Origin of the sequence: Providencia sp. PROV268, assembly GCF_028477805.1 — a bacterium.
Lineage (GTDB): Bacteria > Pseudomonadota > Gammaproteobacteria > Enterobacterales > Enterobacteriaceae > Providencia > Providencia stuartii.
In genome coordinates this window covers 54266-72692 of sequence record NZ_JAMPLW010000001.1, presented here as the reverse complement: position 1 = coordinate 72692, position 18427 = coordinate 54266, and the positions used below count along the sequence as shown (strand labels likewise).

Below are 18427 nucleotides of genomic sequence, written 5' to 3'. Positions count from 1 at the left end.
GATGAGCGATAATATTTTATCTCAGGCTGAAATCGATGCGTTGCTCAATGATGACGCACCATCGTCAAATGAATCAGCGACACAACCTAAAGACAAAGAGCAGGTTCGCCCTTACGACCCGAATACCCAACGTCGTGTTATTCGGGAGCGGATGCAATCACTCGAAATTATTAACGAGCGGTTTGCACGCCAATTCCGTATGGGGTTGTTTAATATGTTACGCCGTAGCCCTGACATTACTGTTGGTGGCATAAAAATCGAGCCTTATCATGAATTTGCTCGTAACTTACCTGTTCCTACAAACTTGAACCTTATTCATATGCCACCGTTACGCGGTACGGCATTATTCACATTCGAACCTGCGCTGGTGTATATCGCGGTCGATAACTTATTTGGTGGCGATGGACGTTTTCCTGTTCGCTCAGAAGGCAAGGAATTTACCAATACCGAGCAGCGCATTATTCATCGTATGCTGAAATTGGCATTAAGCGCTTACCGTGATGCTTGGAGGCCTATCGCTGATATTGATGTGGAATATGTTCGTTCCGAAATGCAGGTGAAGTTTACCAATATTACGACATCGCCTAATGACATCGTGGTCACGACACCTTTCTTAGTCGAGATAGGAAATACCATTGGTGAATTCAGTATCTGTATCCCTATTGCCATGATTGAACCGTTACGTGAACGGTTGATTAACCCACCTGTGGAGCAAGGACATCAAGAAAATGAAGCTTGGGTGAGTAATTTAGTCACCCAAGTCAAGCGCTCAGAGTTAGAGCTAGTCGCAAATTTTGTCGATATTCCACTGCGGATATCTCGCTTACTGCAATTGCAAAAAGGGGATGTTATCCCTATTGAGAAGCCAGATCGCCTCATCGTTAGTGTTGATGGCGTGCCTGTGTTGACCAGTCAATACGGAACCCAAAATGGCCAATATGCATTGCGTGTAGAACATTTGATTAACCCTGTTTTAAACACTCTAGATGAGGAAAGTACCAATGAGTGAGGCGAAGAATTCTCCTGATGCATCAACCAATCACGACAGTGAGGACTTATGGGCTGAGGCACTGGAGCAACAAAAGAAAGCGGAATCCGCCTCTGCCGGTGCACAGGCGTTTGCAAATCTTGATGGGCAAAATGCACTCAATCAGCTTTCTGATATCAATCTTATTATGGATATCCCCGTTCGCCTCTCTGTCGAACTGGGGCGCACAAAAATGACGATTAAAAAGCTATTAAGTTTGTCACAAGGCTCTGTCGTTTCTCTCGATGGATTAGCCGGTGAGCCATTGGATATTCTCATTAATGGTTACTTAATTGCACAAGGTGAAGTTGTAGTCGTTTCTGATAATTACGGTATCCGTATCACGGACATCATTACACCTTCAGAGCGTATGCGCCGTTTAAGTCGTTAATAAGACAGCGGAGACTAGACTGAAATGAAAACAACACCTTTTATCAGCCAGACCGAACAACCTAGCAGCCAAATATCCCCTGCGATTAGCAATAGCGATAGTTTAGTGCAAGTTTCAGGGGCGTTAGGTGGCATCATTTTGTTGATATTGGCCGGTGCTTGGCTAGTGAAAAAACTTGGTTTTGCGCCTAGAAATTTAGGTAAACCCTCATTAATAAAAGTCAAATCGAGTTGCTCACTAGGCAATAAAGAGCGTGTTGTTGTGGTTGAAATGAATAACGAATGGCTGGTGCTTGGTGTCACGGCACAATCTGTTAATTTACTCCATCAATGCCCAGCTAAAAATGAAACTGCACTCACTTCAGTGACTGAGCCACTCACATTTCAGTCTATCCTAAAGAAAAAACAAGATGCCGCCAACCATGCGGCTTCAAATCTCTCTAATTATAACTAACTGGAAGCGCTCATGTTTTCTGTGAAATCCCCAGCAATGATCGCTTCGTTATTATTGATGCTGCCTATGCAAGCTCTAGCATCATTACCACCTGTAATCAGTCGAACATTACCCGATGGTGGGCAAAGTTGGTCGTTACCTGTCCAAACCTTACTTTTTCTAACATTGCTGGGTTTTATCCCTGCACTGTTATTGATGATGACAAGTTTTACGCGCATTATCATTGTGCTAGGTTTGCTGCGTAATGCGCTTGGAACCCCTTCTGCACCACCAAACCAAGTACTATTAGGCCTTGCGTTATTTCTCACATTTTTTGTGATGTCGCCTGTTGCCGACCAAGCCTATCGTGAAGCTTATCAGCCATTTAGTGAAGATAAAATCAGTTTAGAAACCGCTTTAGAACGCGGCACAGCCCCCTTTCGTACTTTTATGTTAGGGCAAACTCGAGAAAGTGATTTGGCTCTTTTTGCACGCATTGCCAAAGTCGGTGAGATCCAAGAGGCAAAAGATGTTCCAATGCGGATTTTAGTACCTGCATTTATCACTAGCGAACTAAAAACCGCATTCCAAATTGGTTTCACTATTTTCATTCCATTTCTGATCATTGACTTAGTGGTTGCCAGTGTCTTGATGGCGCTTGGGATGATGATGGTACCACCCGCAACTGTCTCTTTACCGTTCAAATTAATGCTTTTTGTTCTGGTTGATGGATGGCAATTATTACTCGGCTCTTTATCACAAAGTTTTTTTAATTAAGGGATCACAATGACACCCGAATCGGTTATGGCCCTGGGCACTGAAGCAATGAAAATTGCCTTAATGTTAGCGGCCCCACTATTGTTGGCGGCACTCGTTGCAGGATTGACGATCAGTTTGTTGCAGGCTGCAACCCAAGTGAATGAGATGACGCTGTCATTTATCCCTAAAATTTTGTCGGTCATCGCGGTAATTATTATTGCAGGGCCTTGGATGCTCAACCTATTACTGGATTATATGCGTACGCTATTCAGTAATCTGCCCTTTATTATTGGCTAATCATGTTAACGATTACCAGTGAGACACTCACACTCTGGTTAAGCCAAGGTTTCTATCCTTTTATACGCCTTTTAGCGCTGTTTGGTACAGCGCCCTTTTTTAATGAAAAGCAATCCATTACTAAGGTACGAGTTATCTTAGCGTTTTTTATAATCTTAATAGTTTCTCCGCAACTTCCTGTCGTTAACATTCCCTTATTTTCAGCGATGGGGTTATGGGTCATCGTACAACAGATCGTGATTGGCGTGGCTATTGGACTGACCATGCAGATGGCATTTGCGGCTGTGCGCCATGCCGGTGAAGTGATTGGTTTACAGATGGGGCTATCTTTTGCAACGTTCTTCGACCCAACCGGTGGGCCAAATATGCCTATTTTGGGGCGTATTCTAAATTTAATTATGTTGCTGCTTTTTCTCTCATTTGATGGGCATTTATGGTTAATTTATATTCTTATTCACTCATTTGAATTGATCCCAATTCAAGTTTCCCCTCTTAGTCGAGATGGCTTTTGGTCATTGGCTCAATTTGCGAGTAGCATTTTTATTAATGGATTAATGTTGGCATTACCATTTATCACGCTGTTTCTGATACTTAACCTTGCTCTCGGTATTCTTAACCGAATGACTCCGCAGTTATCGGTGTTTGTGGTCGGTTTTCCACTGACTCTAACTATCGGTATCAGTATGCTTGGGTTAATTATTTCGATTCTTCCTCGTTACAGTGAACGACTGATTCATCAAGCTTTTGAGCAGCTATCCTTGATGTTTGGGTTACTTGGGGGGTGATTCAGAAGATGCGAATTATTGAAATATTCATGGTCATAAATAATTAAGTAGGATAGAAACATCCTACTTATGTTCTTTTATTGAGTTATCAAAAAATACATTTTCAAAAGAATGATAACATTATCCGCAATAACATCTCTTTTAAATAAAATATTATAAAAATTTCAATCATCATAATTATCCCTCGTTTTATACACTGCACCAGACAAGGGAAAATAGTAACAGTAAAATTACCGAGGTATTATTCACAAAAAATAACACACAGAGATAAAAATCATAATTGAATTTTAACTAGTCTTAAATACTATTAAGACAATAAAAATCTAATAATGGTTATTCTAAAAGCTGCTCATATAGCAGTGAACATATATAAATAACAGTAAAATTACCGATTTCTAAGCTGACCTACGTCAGTAACTATGTTATTCCCCAATAATTCAACCTAAGCATCAAAATGTATATTTATGGCTATCTCAGTCTATTCTCTAATTTAGTATTAAAAACAAAAAAGTAAAATCTTTATTTAAAAAAAACTCATCAGAGAATTATCATAATTTGTTAATCTATATTTAGGATATATTTAATTTTCAAACCACCTATACAACAATATAGGTAGCCTACTGACTTGTAATCAAAAAAAGTGAAGCGACAGCGTCTGCTTTTCTCCGAGGTCAGTTATCGATGATGGCTTTTTAGCCCATTAACTTAGCTAAGCCTGGTTAGGTTGGGCTTCTTTTGACGGTGCAATCCAAAATATCCCTAGTCCGTTGATTGATGCTCTTATCAGGTACACGTTGTAATCTTTCGATACTACGGCGTGATTCAGAGATAGAGCCGAAAAACGCTAATGGCGATATTGAGGTGTTTCGAGTTAATTCGAAAAAAGAGCTCCGCTTAAAAGGTGGAATTTTGCCCTATTCTATTTATGATCGGCTGTCCGAAGTTGACCAAGGGACTATTGTTGATAATAAACGCTTAGGCCGCACATTAGAATTGATAAAATTGGTTCAGGATAAATGGTAATACGCGTTCTCAAGGTGTTCCTCCGGATAATGGGCCATCTAACGGACGGAAAAGAAGCCTAAACGCATACTCAATCATGATGATATACTTGAAGCCTTAACTCAACTTCAAACTCGCACTGAGGAAATATTTGTTTTATTTCAGTAGGATGCTTATCTCAGAACTCAATTGATAATCGTTATCAAATTGGTCATAAAGATGAAGTCTAAGTGATTGAGGCTAACTAATATGGTTCTTTTCGTGAGCAAAGTACCTCATATAAACCAGTTGTATTTACAAAGCCGATTGATAAATCCTCGCCTCTATTAGCGGTGACTTTGGACGAAAATAAAGAATTAGAAGCTACCTTTGTATTTTATAGAACAAGCCAAAATGGTCACCTTGAAAAATATTATAAAATCAAGCAGATGTTTCATTTTTCTAAGCTGCCTATGCGGCAGTGAACGGACGAATAAAAGGACGGGCAACTTGCTTGATTTTCTAAGCTGCCTATGCGGCAGTGAACATTTCAGCCATGTTTTGCCACTTTTTAACTTCTTTCTAAGCTGCCTATGCGGCAGTGAACTCAGTATTATTCAATTAGACGAAACGCAAGGTTTTCTAAGCTGCCTATGCGGCAGTGAACAAGACTTTGAGGCTAGATGTGTTCAGGCTTTTTTTCTAAGCTGCCTATGCGGCAGTGAACGCTAAAAAGGACTACATTCTTGCTTCTCAAAATTTCTAAGCTGCCTATGCGGCAGTGAACAATAACTCCACCACGGCAGATGCAATGTTAAATTTCTAAGCTGCCTATGCGGCAGTGAACTATAGCGTATCAAATAAAAAATAAGTCACAACAAACAGTTAAAGCTATTTTTATCAAAATACCTTCTTTTTTACAGTCTGCTGCAACTTATTGTTTTTATGTTTAATTTTTAAAGAGCAAAAAAACAAGGGTAAAAAAGGTCAAAAATGTGGAACGGTGGCAACCTCTTCGCCTTTCCCCATAGACTGACTTAACCCATAACAATTAAACGTGCCTGCCTTTGCTTCCTTCGCAGCAACACACCGAATAAAGAGTGGAAATGGACGATGCCCATCGCCTTCTGTTTTAGACTTTGTTTGCTGACTTTCCATCCAAATAAAAGGTAAACGACTACGCGTTTGAGGCTCTTTTATTGCGCTTAAACAGACTTCAATAGGCTGCCCTGATTTTACTGAATACAGTTGAGCTTTCTTATACCTATCCAGTTCAAGACGCTTTGCACCTTTTACATGTTGACGCACATAACTAATTGGCGTGGCATGCTCTGGCACCGCTTGAATCGACTTAATATGCACATAATCCGCTAACCTCATTAGCCAGTGACTGATATTTAACTGAGTCAGCGTTTTTTCAGTCTTTGCGAGCAAACGCAATTTTTTTCCTAACCGGAAGCCAACACTTCCATATTCAGGAAATGCAACCGCAACTTCGCTATCACCGGCCTCAGACTTATTTTCTACCAACGCAATATGTATTTGCTGATAGACCTTTTGCCATAAAAAGTCCAACGGTATCGTCGAATCAGGCAGTAATGTGATCTCCTGATAATAGTCCATAGTTCACCTTATTTGTCACTTTCCCCAAAGACACCACCACGCACCAAGACCGCCATAACATAGTGTTCATCTTCGAGTCGTGCCAATTTTTCACCACGAGCCCATTTATCAAAATGCGTATAAAAGTCCTGTTTATCGCTAGGAGTTCGATATGCACGACCAAGGTTAGTCACGGCTCCATAAGGTTCAATAGCAATTGCCCCCGCACTATTAACTTCATCGTTATAATCAGGATACCAAGTATCGATAGAGCGTAGAGCATTGCCTATTTTTTGTGAATGCATCGCCGCATGACCGTTCACATGATAAAGGATCTTACTTTTATCACCTTTACCTTTATCCAATACCAACTCTTCACTAGGATAAACTTCCTGAGACTGCCCGAGTTGGGCATAGGTGGTAATTTCAAGAAGTAGTGCCCCTTCACTGTTTGCCAGTGCAGCAGCAATTTTAGCGCCTAACTCATTCACTTTATCATCTTGCTTTTCAAAACTACGAATGCTGTATTGTGTCGCATCAAATGTCCATTGCTGCTCTTGCCCTTTATTTAATACTTTCACTTCAACTTCAATTTTTTCAGCGCCCACGCGGTTGCGCCATAAGAAGCGTGCATTAGCAATATTATGCGCATAACGGCGACCAAGCTCACGGAAACCTTCCCTAGCAATATATTCTTTTGCCGCTTTAGTATAACTTTCTTTAAAAGAGGCATTATTACAAGCAGATGGCGTCTCTACACCCCCCAAAATTTTGAGTGTAAATTGATGCTTTAACGTATCTTGTTGAGTGCCTAATGCACAAGCATCAACTGTTTGTAAGTTGGCTTTTTCTACTTCAGCGTTCAATTTTAATGGGTCGTTTTTAACCGGACCTTTTAAACGATTTGAAATGGTACCTCGGACTGACTTTTCTTGTAGCACGAGCGGTGTACATTGTGATTTATGATCCCAACTCGTACCATAAAAATAACCATCTGAAGGAACTAATTTTTTTTCAAATGCCAGTACTGATGCTACATCATTATTCTTCGCCATTGTTACTCTCCGCTCGTAAAATATTTTGATTCAACTTGTTGGCATAAATAGAGACTATTTTCTAAGTTATTACTGTATTTCCATAATATTTCATTGGGATGGCCTATCTTATTGACCATGACAAATTGACCAAGCGTCACAAGACTTTCCGCAAACCGATGGGGAACGTTTGGGTCTCGTTGATTTTTAGCCTGACCTAATGGGGAAATACCTTGGTAACCTGTCGCTATTGGTACAATCCAGCCCGCTGTTTTACGCTGAACTTTCCACTCATAGTGTTTATTTTTTGATTCATTTTGACTGTCTACTTCAACGCATTGATTATGGACAGTCACATAGTCTAAAAGCGCATCCATGGCATCTTGACCATCTTCCATTGCAGATACCATTAAGTCTCTACGCTCAATCAAAGCGTAGCCGGGCATTAAACTATTGAATAAGCTACGTCTATATTTCCCCATATCATCATTGGCAGGCAAATAATGCATCTGAGGCAGATCCACAGACAAAATATCGCCACCAGCCAGTTTCATCATTGGGATTAGCTCATAAATCCGGTCAACGATTGATTTATCCGTTAACACATTACCGTACTCATCATTTCTATCTGAAAATTCAATCAGTAATGAAACGTCTAAATGACACCGGGCTTCTTCAATAAACGCTGAACGGTTACCCTCTTTATCGAGTGGGTTACCCGTACCGACGATTGAACTTACAAAATCACTAGGACCTTTATACGTTTGTAAATTACATTCGTGGCTGATAACCGCGATTGACTCGAGTTGTAATTCTAAAAAGCCTATCTTTCTTAATTTAAGCTCTAGCGCATGCATAAACCCTAGCCATGCTGTCATGGCAGGAAAACCGATAGTGAATGGACTTGATAGCGCATTAGCATTATGAACTTTCAGATGTGAGAGCTTTATTAGATTCATTGAATTGTTCATCTCAATAATTCCTTATATCTCGCAACAACATCAACAATGGCATTAAACTCATCGTTACCTAAAAATAATGCTTTTTTGCCATTAACTACCTTATAGCCTGCAATAAATTGACGAGCAATTTCTGGAATTAATATTTCGAGCCAGTCATCCGTATTATCTCGTTGTTCTTGATTATCTGGAAATAACCATGTTTTTTGATAGTTGGAAATCTTATTTGGTAATGTGATATTTTCCTGTTCCAAAGCACGGCGAACTTTCCACATCATGACGATAATATAATCCACATATTCTTGAATTCGGTTATCTCGGTATTCAATAAAGCGGTTACCTCGTTTATCTTTCGGTAAGTTAATTAATCCATGGAAAGCTTGAAATGTTTCCTTGGTGTGCCATGGATTTATCGTATCAGTAAAAAAATTCGTTTTTGGTAAACGTGTTTCTCGAATATTCAACACTGGGGGCAAAGAAAGCAATAAATGGGCTTTCCCTGCATTTTGATTATTTAAAACTGAAATATTTTGTGGTTTAGTGCCACCAAAACCAATGGTTGTGAGCCCATAAATCTCTTTAAAACCTACCTCGCTATATTCCCCTTTACGTTTTAGATCACGTAATGTCTTAGTCTGTTCAGAAAAACGAATATCATCAATGCGGCGGCGCATTTCAAACAACAATCCTGAAGGGGTTAAAATAGACAATAAGTGATAGTCTTCGTCATCAAGCCACACCGGAAAATAGACTTGTTTGATTTTTGAACTCGTCACCACCGAATCATCCGTTGCGCTCATTGCCAAAAAACCATTTCTTATCTCTTGATAAGACTCGTTATTCAGAGTTAATAACGTTTTTGCAAGTTGCGTTTCCGCTTCAATATGCGCTAATAACGTTGCCCCATCTTGCATCTGTAATGTAAGAAATTTATAGACATCTAATGCCGCTGCATTACCTAATGCATCAGGCTCTACAGCAACATTGCTTGAGCGTAAAAAGCCATCATTCGCTTGCTTTGCATTAGCGATAATTGCACTAACATAGCCATTTTTATTTTTACGTGCGCTAGGATGGCTAAAGGTACACGGGTGAGTCGAAAGCGATATTTGCCCTGCTCGTTTTGCCGCATTCGGTAACCATTGCGATAAAGCAAAAGTATCTTCACACTGTTGCTCTATTTGATGCACTTCTGCTTCACTCATAGAAGCTTTTAGATTCTTTTTAAGCCAGCCTTCTTTGCGCTCAGCAAAAAAGGCTTCTATTGCTGGATCTAACATATTTTGGCCCTTGTGACTTAACTTATCTATTAATCTAGCTTATACACAGATAGCTCCCCACTTATCTCAAGCTATATCCTATTTCCCCATCTGATAAACATCACGTTCAAAAATAAGTAGAAATACTCCTTTTTTGCTAAGTGATGCAAACTACCTTTTTATTGGGTATACCCCCATCTGGTCATCATAACGATATCCATCATGTACATTTAAACATTTTAAAAACGTTATCTCGCCATAAAACCGTGAAAGTGAAGTGATTTGCTCTGCTTCCTCTGTCTGGGATTCGAGAGATTTCGCATAATCCCGAACTAACCAAAGCCTCTTTTTCATTGACTCAGGGAACTCTATGAAATGAATTCCATTCTGAGCCCCCACATTAACCCAACCATTTTCGCGATGATATTCACTAAATTGCATTTCCCCTCTTGGTAAGATTTCCAACACCAATCGAAAAGAAGGGGCGCCGCTACGAAAAGATGCTATCTGTTGAGATATTGCTGTCATCCACCAATTACCATGGGTATAACCCCAAATATGAGATGCTGCATTACTGGGTATTGTTTGATGATTTGAACGTCGAGTGGTTCTTCTTGATGATGTTGCTGAGTTTTCTGCCCGTTTAGGCGGGAAAATATGCTCAATTTTAAATGTATACTTTATCGCTGCATGCTCTAAACAGGCCAAATTAGTGTGTTTTTTACTTTCATAACTTGCTTGCTTTTGTATTCGAGGGATCGCATCAACTGATTTGTTCAATTGTTGTTCATCAACCAGTTCGTAAAGATCATGAGTCGATAACCCTAAATTAATATATCTATTTTCATAGCCGGGTCGAGAAAATGGATTATCATTGCCTTCTTCAAACCCTTTTAAGTTGTATTGCAATAACGCCATATTAGGTTGTGCCACTTCCCCTTCTCGATGACGACGAACACGCCCAGCGATTTGAATAATAGAACGCCAGGATGAAGGCTCTACCACCGCCCAATCAAAATCATGATCGCGCCCTACTTCTTCTACTGGTGTAGCAACTAGAATAAATATCAGATGCTTAGCTTTCCCCTCTGCACTGACTTGTGCGATATGTTGGCGAATGATTGCATCATTTAGCGCATCAGGTTCTTCTCCTGATTTTTCCTTACGTTTTAAAACACTATCTAAATGTTGTTCCTGTTCATGCCGTAGCAATAGAACTTGCTGGCTATGGTAAGCCATAGTGCGGATCTCAACCTCATCAGGGCACTCACACTCAAGTAAGAAACGCGTTAGATCAATACAAGGTAAAATATTGGCAACACGGATTACGCCAAATGAAACTTGGATACCCGTGCGTTTATCAAGAAAAGCATGGTAATGATGTTGGGTTAATACAGCATTGAGGATGTGATTAAAATAACATTGCTGACTCTCTTGCGTATTATCCTTTGGTGTAGGAACTATTAATGCCTTACGGCGTGCAGGTTGCTGCCCTAACACTTTGGCTCTTTTATCAATAAACTTGCCATGGTACTGCTGATAAAAGTAAGGGGTATTTTCATCATTAGCCACAAGCGTAGCAGCTAGCGTTGAAGATTTACATTTCTCTTTTACGGGGTCATATTCCCCCTCATCAATCCACATACAACCAATCTCTAAAGACTGTTGACGGCTTTTTGCATGAGCATGCCACCCAGATTGATAAGCATGAAAGTAAGCCAAAGCAGTATCTGGGGTTATTGTAGCGGAAGAGATCATCACTTTACGCCCAAGTAACCCAACCATATGGATCAGACGCGCGATGGCTGCCGAGTCAGCCTCAATAAAGTCATCGACCTCATCAATCACAAGATCTGAAGACATTAAACGTAAACAAGGCAGAATATAACGGCCGCCACGAATGGTTTCAGTAGCCCCTATAATATGGTCGATAGTACAAGCTAATACAGGAGCATAGAGTAAAGCCCTATCTTTCTCCCTTGTCAGTACGGTGGATAATACTTCTTCTGGCAGAATACCTGACCATTTATTCTCATCCCATCTGAGCATTTCTTCATTTTCATCAAATAACATTTCTTGTGATTCAGAGCCAGTTTGGTGAGGCTTCAAATCATTTGATTCGCTATTAGTCTGATGTGAAGAGGTGTCATTCGAGGCTTCTGATGCATTTTCATTCTCTTTTGCATTCTGATGCAGTTGAGCCACCGCTTTAGAGCCAATTAAAACCGCAAGATCCCTTTCGCCTAGCCCAATCTTGTTTTGATCTTTATACTCATCCCCTGTTTGTAACGTTAATGTGCGTAACCCTAACGCTAAAATATAACGTAGACTCTGCTTATCTTCAGATAATGCTTGCATGATTTTGGCATTAGCCCGCGTTTTACCGCAGCCAGTACTCGCCATATTGACAATAAAATAACCTTTAATGTCATCATTACGCTCTTTGCGGTATTGATAAATTGAATTAACCGCATCTTCTTGCCAACTAAATTTCCCTGTGCTGTTTTTATCATATGCAAGCTTTGGAACATCACTAGCAAACGGCGGTTCACTTTCAAAATAAGGTAATGTTTCTGCAATATCTCGAGCAGTTTCAGCGACCTTGACGAGATGTTCATCAAGTTTCTGTTTAAATGTAACTTGCGGAATATTGTTAATATTGCGGATTTTGTGTGTGTTGGCATAAAGTGCAATATCACTGTGCCATTGTGGGTCATTCCCTTGAGATGAGTAATTATGATCTCCTAGCATTAAGCAAAGGCGAGCATAGTGAGCGATAACTCGCCAACTCCCATCTGCCATTGCTTGTTGGAACAAAGGGAGTTGATTTTTTAAATCAGTTGCCGCTTGTTGAACCGCTTGGACCCACGCTTTGGAGTTACTCAATAAGCCATTAGGGAATTCAAAACACATCTTGATGCGTTGTTGAAATTGAGCATCGTCATTCCCGTTTCTATAGCCCCAACTTTGTTTTATCTTAGCCAATAATTGAGTATGCAAATTAATGGCTTTGTCCTGCCAATTACAAAGCTCTTGCTCATCTAAGAAAGGTAACTTATGGTGAGTTAAAATTAGCCAAGTCAACAACGCTGCCGCATCGGGTAATTCAGCGAGTGGATTTGATGCTAAACAATTATCGTTTACGCATTGCTGTAGCTGTGATTCATCCCATTCTTGGTGAATGAGCGCATCAAGCCATTTTTCCTCACTCTCTTCCGCTGAATGGATTTTAACCAATGAACTAAACAATATTGAGGACACCCACTCATGCCGAACAGGGTCACCTTTAAAAGGCATTTTAACGGCTGGATTCAGTTTATCTTGAAATAAGCGGGATGCTTTCCCCCAGTCATGGAATAAGGCTGCTAACCTAGCAACAGCGGCAATTAAAGAGAGATATTTCCAATCATTTTCAAATTCGCTGCCTAAAAATGATTTTTCAGTACGGTTCACCGGAACATGCCCCTGTGAATTAAATTTATTGCGATTCCCGACGACCCATAAAAGTTGAGAGCGTGATCGAGAGCGTATCCAATGACAGCTTACAGCAGTATTGCGACTGGCGCTTTGCCTCAGCATTTTTTTGACTGTTTGTAAGCCGTCTTCAGTGATGAGGGTTTGCCATGTGTTATCACCAATACGGTTAGCAAATGCATCCAATACACGTCGTGTTCTTTTTAGTGCATGTTTTTCACATTGCGAAACAAAAGTGACCATCATAATTTAGGCTCCTGAATTTGTTGCTCTGAGCCGGTTTGTAACGCAATCGTTTTAACGGTATCAAAAAGAAAGTCTAAGGCGTGATTATCGATGAAAGATTGTAAGATTTGCTGGCGGAACTCTTGCTCTGAGGCTCCCTCTTTAGCGCAAATAAAGGACCAAGGGAGAACGATGGCATCTTTAATTAAATCTGCGACATCAAATACCAGCGCGCCGCGTCGGGTTTTGCCATGCATAACCGCAAAACCGTGAGGGATCCCGAGTACCCATAAGCAACTCGCTGCCAAACCATATGCCAAATAATTACCGTGGTTTAAAAAGGCATTCGCTTTATCCATGGCTTGATGTTGACGTGTGAAATTTTTTTGCCCCGTGTTATTTGCTGCATATTTATAAAGTGCCTTCGTTAATTGGGCTTCTGTGAGTAATAGCGTCTGAGGGTCATCCGCCGCCTCAGTTCGTGTATGAAAGGTTTCTAAGGCATTTTGGATCAACGTATCATTATAAATAAACCCTTCATTCTGCAACTCTCGGGAGCTTTGCCAAGTCTTCTGTAAATAGCTGATGCGAGATCGTTGTAACGTTTTAGCGGCAGCTAAACGCTTTTTATCATCGAACCAAAAACGCATCCAACCTTGCAAATATTCGGTTGGCCGATATTCACTTTGTGGTGTTAACCATTCTACTTCCGTTGACATATATAAAGGTGTGCCACCGCCACCACAAAAACCAACCAGTACCCCAGCCTGTGAAAGCATTCTCATCGCAGCTTGAGTAATAGAGGTGCCAGTGCCTAATAGCAAAACTGTTGTATTCGCAATGGGAATATTGAAATAGAGGTTTTCATTTTTCGCTTCGGTGAAGTAGAGAACTCGACCATCTTTTTGCATAACGCGGCAATGCTCTAAATAGTACATATTAGCGCGCTTGGAATGAAGGATAGTTTTTAAATCAGCGGGAGAAAAGTCATCCATGTTGAATTAGCCTTCCATTGACTTGGTTAAATCATATGACTATTTAAATACAGTTTAACTTAAGTGTTGTCTATAGCTATCCATTGTTTGTAAAGAGTACATGGTGATTTTGGGAAGCTGATCGCAAAGCGTTTTATCAAAAATAACTTATTGCTTGTTTTAGCGTTATATCATTGTACGAACGATGATGACTATCAGGCGATGGGGATTCAGTTAAGCCGAAGTATTGATAATGCAAATGTCAGTCCAATCATCTTTTTTACGGGTAAAAATCAACGGTTGTTAGGTGATGTTTCGATGCTAAAACCGCTTGAGGAAAAGGTGAGCTGACGTTCGTTCTGTCTATTATTTTATCCGATTCATGTATAACGGATAGAATCATAGTATTACGAACCTACAACTATCATACTTTCAATATCAATGCCGCTCATTTTCTGGAAGAAAATAAATAACATGAGGCTCCGCCCTCTGGCTATTTTCTTCGGCTGAACGCTCATCAGGAGAAAAACAAAAGCCTACCGCCCTCGTTTGACTCGGTTGGTCAAATCGTTTCTTGCCACAAAACAAGTTTGTGCCTTTTAGCGATTTCGCATCGTTTTACCTGTTAGTTTGCATGATGTTAAAAACGTACTCAGAATCCCGCAAAACCGTTCTAAACTTTCAACGTATATTTGGATGTTTTATAGGGTGAACTGAAGTTTTAGAGGCTAACTTCATATTTTATCGAACAAGTCAGAATGGCCAGCTTGAAAGCATTATGGGGTAAAACTTACAGGAGTATCATTGGTTGATATCTCAGACATATTTCCGGATTCAATAAAAGATAATGACTCTATATGCCATATCAACGAATTCAAATGAAATATGAGTCGATATCACGACGCCATTTAATAGCGAATACATCAAAAGATATATATATTACTTACACATATCTTTTGATATCACATACTCTGTTGGTGCAAATATAGAGCTTTTATAACACTCAGTATAACCTTTTGATGTTAAATTAAATTTGATTTCAAAACAAAAGAATAAACTAATAAAAGCGCCAATTATAACTATACCAGCTAAATAGTTAGCCGCTTTTATAGTTTTTTTTGTTGGCTTTTTTTTAAACGCCAAAATAAATCCAAAATATGAAAAATATAAGACTATTGGTGCTCCAAAGCCAAATAGTCCCGTTAAAAATGAAAATAATATTCTATCTTTCATTAAAAAGTAATCAAGATAATGAGATACTGATACATACACCCCGTATAATGCCAATAAAAACAATATAATAGAAGATATTAACAACTTTATGTCCGGATTAGAAACCACGACTACATAACCCCCAAGTAGTGAACATTTGTTGTGGATGCCCTAATGGTACAGGTTTATTTGGCCTTTTAGATTTCAAAGCGTTAATAATTGATTCACTGATACCAAATTCATCATCCAGTTTATATAAAGCATATGAAATCAATGCACCTGTTACAATACCTCCTGTCACTGCCGTTGTTATTTAAGCAGCGATAGCGAATTTTGTCATATCCATGATTACTGTCCACTCCCCATTAATTGAGACACATCAATTTAGAGTTTTCTAACTGTTTACGATATACCTCTGGAGGGAGGTGATTTAAGCTTTCGTGCGTTCGATTTTGGTTATAATATTATTGCCAAAACCACACCATTTCACGTAGTTGGCTTAATGACTCAAATAAATATGCATTTAGAAATTCACGGCGGAATGAGCCATTAAAACGTTCGATAAAGCCATTTTGTTGTGGCTTACCGGGTTGAGTATGACATAGCTCAATTCGATTATTTGCACAATAATTCAATAGCGTCGCTGAAATCAGTTCAGGGCCATTATCGACTCGGAGCTGTTTCGATAACCCTCTTTCTGCTTTTAAACCTTCAAGCACCCTGATGACGCGCTCAGCCGATAATAAAGTATCAACCTCAATCGCTAAACATTCACGCGTTCCTTCGTCAATAATATTGAGTGTTCTGAAACGGTTACCACAAGATAAACTATCATGCATAAAATCCAATGCCCAATGAATATTCGGTGTTTTCTCAATTATTAGTGGTCTTTTTTCACGTACTGGTAGCACTTTTTTAATTCGACGTTTTAGATTTAATCCTAATCGACAATAAACGCGATAAACTCGTTCATGATTAAAAGGATAGCTTTGAAAGCTCAGTCGGAAATGGTATTTACAGAAACCTGATTGAGGTGATTTCACTAAAATCGCTTGTATGGCATCAATCACCACACTGTCTTTTTTATGCCAATCTAACGGCTGACGATAAAAAGTAGCTCGTGACAATGATGTCAGCTTGCACGCTTTAATGACTGAGCGCAGGACTTTTTCTCAGCCACTATCAACCCTTTTTTGTAAAGAGTTCCTTCATTGCATGATTTTCAAGGCTGACTTCTGCAAACATTTTTTGAGTTTTGTACTTTCTTCTTCAAGCTCTTTTAATCGTTTAGCTTCATTAGTTTCCATGCCGCCATACTTTGTCATGAATGTTATCTATCTCGGTATTGATTTGGCTAAAAATGTTTTTCAACTTTGTGGATTAAATCAGTCGGGTAAACCGGTTTATAAAAAACGCCCTGATCGTAAAACGTTACTACAGACCGTCGCGAATATTCCGGCTTGCCTGATTGGTGTGGAAGCCTCCACAGGCGCATTTTACTGGCAGCGTGAGTTCGAAAAACTGGGACATAAGGTAAAAGTGAGCAGTCCCCAGTATGTAAAACCCTTTGTCCGCGGGCACAAAAATGACGGTAATGATGCACAGACTATCGCAATTGCTCTGATGCAGCCAACAATGCAGTTCGTTCCCCCAAAAAGTCCGGAACAGCAGGATATTCAGGCCTTGCACTGGGCAAGACAGCGTATTGTTAATCACCGCACTGCGACAGTCTGTCAAATCAGAGGACTACTGCTTGACCGTGGAATAACAATCGGTACGGCAGTCTCAAGGGTTAGTCACGATTCTGGAGGACACAAAAAATGGTCTTAGTACCAGAATGCGCAGAACGATAGCAGAACTCTATGATCTTTTTAGCGATCTTGGTCGTCGTATAAACTTTTTTGATAAAAAAATTGATACTGTTTTCCGACAATCTGAAGCCTGTCAGCGGATTGCCAAAGTTAAAGGTATTGGCCCTAAAACAGCAACTGCAGTTGCTGCTGCGATTGGCAAAGGAACTGAATTCAAAAATGGTCGTCATTTCGCTGCCTAGTTAGGACTTGTACCAAGACAGCACTCCAGTGGCGACAAATGTCTTCCACTTTCATCCCTGAACCAGCGAGTTTTAAGATATTAATAATTTGAGTTTCAGTAAAATGAGCTTTTTTCATCATGACCTCTGCAATTTTTAGGGCAGAAAATCTAATTATAGCTGTCTCATTTTAGGGGAAGTGGACAAGTACTTTATGGTTACTATCAAGATCCGTTTTAACGAAAATAAGAAAAACCAGTTACCAATCAGCACATTCGAAGCATTGAAAAATGAAGTAACAAAAAGATTAAGCGCTAAGTATTCTGATCTTAGGGTCGATATTAACTGGGGTACTCAAGATAATATATCTATTGATGGTCTTGGGTAGAATGAGAAGAAAACGTATATTGAAGAAACGCTGGAAGAGATATTCAATGATGGTGATTGGCTTCCTGAAACCCAAGAAGCCAAAGTGGAATATTTTAATAAGTAATATCTTAAATATTCAACCTAATTGTTTACAGATAATTACTCAATCCCTATACTTCTTGACTCTTTACTCTCAAATTTCAGTTAAGGATTAACTAATGAATTGGTATTTGGAAGTTATAAAAAATAATTATGCCAACTTTAATGGTAGAGCTAGACGTAAAGAATATTGGATATTTAGTTTAATCAATTTCATAATCATTATCCCTTTGTATCTTGTAGTTTTAGCCTCTACAAACGACTATACTGGAGATATAAATGGTTTGGGGATCGTAGCTCTAGTCCTCCTGATGATTTATTGCGTAGCTATTTTAATACCTAGCCTTGCAGTAACTGTTAGGCGCTTACATGACATAGATAAGTCAGGTTGGTGGTATTTGCTCACATTTATACCTTTTGGTGGTCTTGTCATTTTTGTGTTTACATGCCTTGATGGAACCCCAGGTAACAACCGATTTGGCTCAAACCCTAAAGAATAAATATACACATGCGCCA

15 protein-coding genes, 4 pseudogenes and 1 CRISPR repeat array are annotated in these 18427 nt (G+C 39.6%); of the genes and pseudogenes, 11 read left to right on the top strand and 8 right to left on the bottom strand.

The annotated features are described in order from the left end of the window. Nucleotide 1: 1 nt before the first annotated feature. From fliM to PR699_RS00325, 8 genes and pseudogenes are all read left to right on the top strand, one after another. Nucleotides 2–1009, top strand: a complete 1008-nt coding sequence (gene fliM / locus PR699_RS00360) for a flagellar motor switch protein FliM (protein ID WP_004918669.1) — start codon at nt 2–4, stop codon at nt 1007–1009. Then, nucleotides 1002–1418 carry a flagellar motor switch protein FliN gene (gene fliN, locus PR699_RS00355; protein ID WP_004918665.1) on the top strand — a complete coding sequence of 139 codons (417 nt, stop codon included), beginning with the start codon at nt 1002–1004 and terminating at the stop codon, nt 1416–1418. Before fliM ends, fliN begins: the two co-directional genes overlap by 8 nt. A 24-nt stretch (nt 1419–1442) precedes the next feature. Further along, complete coding sequence (gene fliO, locus PR699_RS00350) at nt 1443–1871, top strand: flagellar biosynthetic protein FliO (RefSeq protein WP_004918662.1); 429 nt, start codon at nt 1443–1445, stop codon at nt 1869–1871. Nucleotides 1872–1883: 12 nt separating this feature from the next. Next, nucleotides 1884–2627 (top strand): flagellar type III secretion system pore protein FliP, encoded by a 744-nt coding sequence (fliP, locus tag PR699_RS00345; RefSeq protein WP_014658072.1) that lies wholly within the window; start codon nt 1884–1886, stop codon nt 2625–2627. Between the two features lie 9 nt (nt 2628–2636). Further along, nucleotides 2637–2906, top strand: coding sequence for a flagellar biosynthesis protein FliQ (gene fliQ / locus PR699_RS00340; RefSeq protein ID WP_004918656.1), 270 nt, complete (start codon nt 2637–2639; stop codon nt 2904–2906). 2 nt (nt 2907–2908) lie between these two features. Further along, nucleotides 2909–3691: a flagellar biosynthetic protein FliR gene (fliR, locus tag PR699_RS00335; RefSeq protein ID WP_004918654.1), complete on the top strand. Its 783-nt coding sequence runs from the start codon at nt 2909–2911 to the stop codon at nt 3689–3691. An 855-nt stretch (nt 3692–4546) separates the two neighbouring features. Then, nucleotides 4547–4861 (top strand): annotated as a pseudogene (locus PR699_RS00330) (ISNCY family transposase); the annotation flags it as partial. 107 nt (nt 4862–4968) lie between these two features. Continuing rightward, nucleotides 4969–5106: pseudogene (locus PR699_RS00325) on the top strand (type VI secretion system tube protein Hcp); the annotation flags it as partial. A 25-nt stretch (nt 5107–5131) separates the two neighbouring features. After that, nucleotides 5132–5519: direct repeats of the CRISPR family, unit length 28 nt; unit sequence TTTCTAAGCTGCCTATGCGGCAGTGAAC. A 140-nt stretch (nt 5520–5659) separates the two neighbouring features. Here PR699_RS00325 and cas6f read toward each other — a convergent pair. From cas6f to PR699_RS00285, 8 genes and pseudogenes are all read right to left on the bottom strand, one after another. Beyond that, complete coding sequence (gene cas6f / locus PR699_RS00320; RefSeq protein ID WP_004918644.1) at nt 5660–6295, bottom strand: type I-F CRISPR-associated endoribonuclease Cas6/Csy4; 636 nt, start codon at nt 6293–6295, stop codon at nt 5660–5662. A gap of 8 nt (nt 6296–6303) precedes the next feature. Beyond that, on the bottom strand, nt 6304–7329 hold the full coding sequence (gene csy3, locus PR699_RS00315) for a type I-F CRISPR-associated protein Csy3 (RefSeq protein WP_004918643.1): 1026 nt from the start codon (nt 7327–7329) through the stop codon (nt 6304–6306). Nucleotides 7330–7331: 2 nt separating this feature from the next. Next, nucleotides 7332–8279 (bottom strand): type I-F CRISPR-associated protein Csy2, encoded by a 948-nt coding sequence (gene csy2 / locus PR699_RS00310; RefSeq protein WP_014658070.1) that lies wholly within the window; start codon nt 8277–8279, stop codon nt 7332–7334. Continuing rightward, nucleotides 8276–9547 (bottom strand): type I-F CRISPR-associated protein Csy1, encoded by a 1272-nt coding sequence (locus tag PR699_RS00305; protein WP_272572871.1) that lies wholly within the window; start codon nt 9545–9547, stop codon nt 8276–8278. The genes csy2 and PR699_RS00305 overlap by 4 nt, the downstream gene beginning before the upstream one ends. A gap of 150 nt (nt 9548–9697) precedes the next feature. Next, nucleotides 9698–13246, bottom strand: coding sequence for a type I-F CRISPR-associated helicase Cas3f (gene cas3f / locus PR699_RS00300; protein WP_014658068.1), 3549 nt, complete (start codon nt 13244–13246; stop codon nt 9698–9700). Beyond that, complete coding sequence (cas1f, locus tag PR699_RS00295; protein WP_004918636.1) at nt 13243–14220, bottom strand: type I-F CRISPR-associated endonuclease Cas1f; 978 nt, start codon at nt 14218–14220, stop codon at nt 13243–13245. Before cas1f ends, cas3f begins: the two co-directional genes overlap by 4 nt. Before the next feature lie 918 nt (nt 14221–15138). Then, complete coding sequence (locus tag PR699_RS00290) at nt 15139–15432, bottom strand: DUF1240 domain-containing protein (protein ID WP_014658067.1); 294 nt, start codon at nt 15430–15432, stop codon at nt 15139–15141. Nucleotides 15433–15776: 344 nt separating this feature from the next. Next, nucleotides 15777–16733 (bottom strand): annotated as a pseudogene (locus PR699_RS00285) (IS3 family transposase); the annotation flags it as partial. Between the two features lies 1 nt (nt 16734). Between PR699_RS00285 and PR699_RS00280 the strand changes: the two are divergent. From PR699_RS00280 to PR699_RS00270, 3 genes and pseudogenes are all read left to right on the top strand, one after another. Beyond that, nucleotides 16735–17461: pseudogene (locus tag PR699_RS00280) on the top strand (IS110 family transposase); the annotation flags it as partial. A 196-nt stretch (nt 17462–17657) separates the two neighbouring features. After that, nucleotides 17658–17831: a DinI-like family protein gene (locus PR699_RS00275; RefSeq protein ID WP_014658064.1), complete on the top strand. Its 174-nt coding sequence runs from the start codon at nt 17658–17660 to the stop codon at nt 17829–17831. A gap of 199 nt (nt 17832–18030) precedes the next feature. After that, nucleotides 18031–18411, top strand: a complete 381-nt coding sequence (locus PR699_RS00270) for a DUF805 domain-containing protein (RefSeq protein WP_004918626.1) — start codon at nt 18031–18033, stop codon at nt 18409–18411. Nucleotides 18412–18427 lie beyond the last annotated feature (16 nt).

What these genes read in the sequence shown, in the direction of transcription:
- PR699_RS00275 (WP_014658064.1), top strand. Translation starts at nt 17,658, where the DNA reads ATGGTTACTATCAAGATCCGTTTTAACGAAAATAAGAAAAACCAGTTA.
- cas3f (WP_014658068.1), bottom strand. Translation starts at nt 13,246, where the DNA reads ATGATGGTCACTTTTGTTTCGCAATGTGAAAAACATGCACTAAAAAGA.
- fliO (WP_004918662.1), top strand. Translation starts at nt 1,443, where the DNA reads ATGAAAACAACACCTTTTATCAGCCAGACCGAACAACCTAGCAGCCAA.
- cas6f (WP_004918644.1), bottom strand. Translation starts at nt 6,295, where the DNA reads ATGGACTATTATCAGGAGATCACATTACTGCCTGATTCGACGATACCG.
- PR699_RS00270 (WP_004918626.1), top strand. Translation starts at nt 18,031, where the DNA reads ATGAATTGGTATTTGGAAGTTATAAAAAATAATTATGCCAACTTTAAT.
- fliN (WP_004918665.1), top strand. Translation starts at nt 1,002, where the DNA reads ATGAGTGAGGCGAAGAATTCTCCTGATGCATCAACCAATCACGACAGT.
- csy2 (WP_014658070.1), bottom strand. Translation starts at nt 8,279, where the DNA reads ATGAACAATTCAATGAATCTAATAAAGCTCTCACATCTGAAAGTTCAT.
- fliP (WP_014658072.1), top strand. Translation starts at nt 1,884, where the DNA reads ATGTTTTCTGTGAAATCCCCAGCAATGATCGCTTCGTTATTATTGATG.
- fliR (WP_004918654.1), top strand. Translation starts at nt 2,909, where the DNA reads ATGTTAACGATTACCAGTGAGACACTCACACTCTGGTTAAGCCAAGGT.
- csy3 (WP_004918643.1), bottom strand. Translation starts at nt 7,329, where the DNA reads ATGGCGAAGAATAATGATGTAGCATCAGTACTGGCATTTGAAAAAAAA.
- cas1f (WP_004918636.1), bottom strand. Translation starts at nt 14,220, where the DNA reads ATGGATGACTTTTCTCCCGCTGATTTAAAAACTATCCTTCATTCCAAG.
- fliM (WP_004918669.1), top strand. Translation starts at nt 2, where the DNA reads ATGAGCGATAATATTTTATCTCAGGCTGAAATCGATGCGTTGCTCAAT.
- PR699_RS00290 (WP_014658067.1), bottom strand. Translation starts at nt 15,432, where the DNA reads ATGAAAGATAGAATATTATTTTCATTTTTAACGGGACTATTTGGCTTT.
- PR699_RS00305 (WP_272572871.1), bottom strand. Translation starts at nt 9,547, where the DNA reads ATGTTAGATCCAGCAATAGAAGCCTTTTTTGCTGAGCGCAAAGAAGGC.
- fliQ (WP_004918656.1), top strand. Translation starts at nt 2,637, where the DNA reads ATGACACCCGAATCGGTTATGGCCCTGGGCACTGAAGCAATGAAAATT.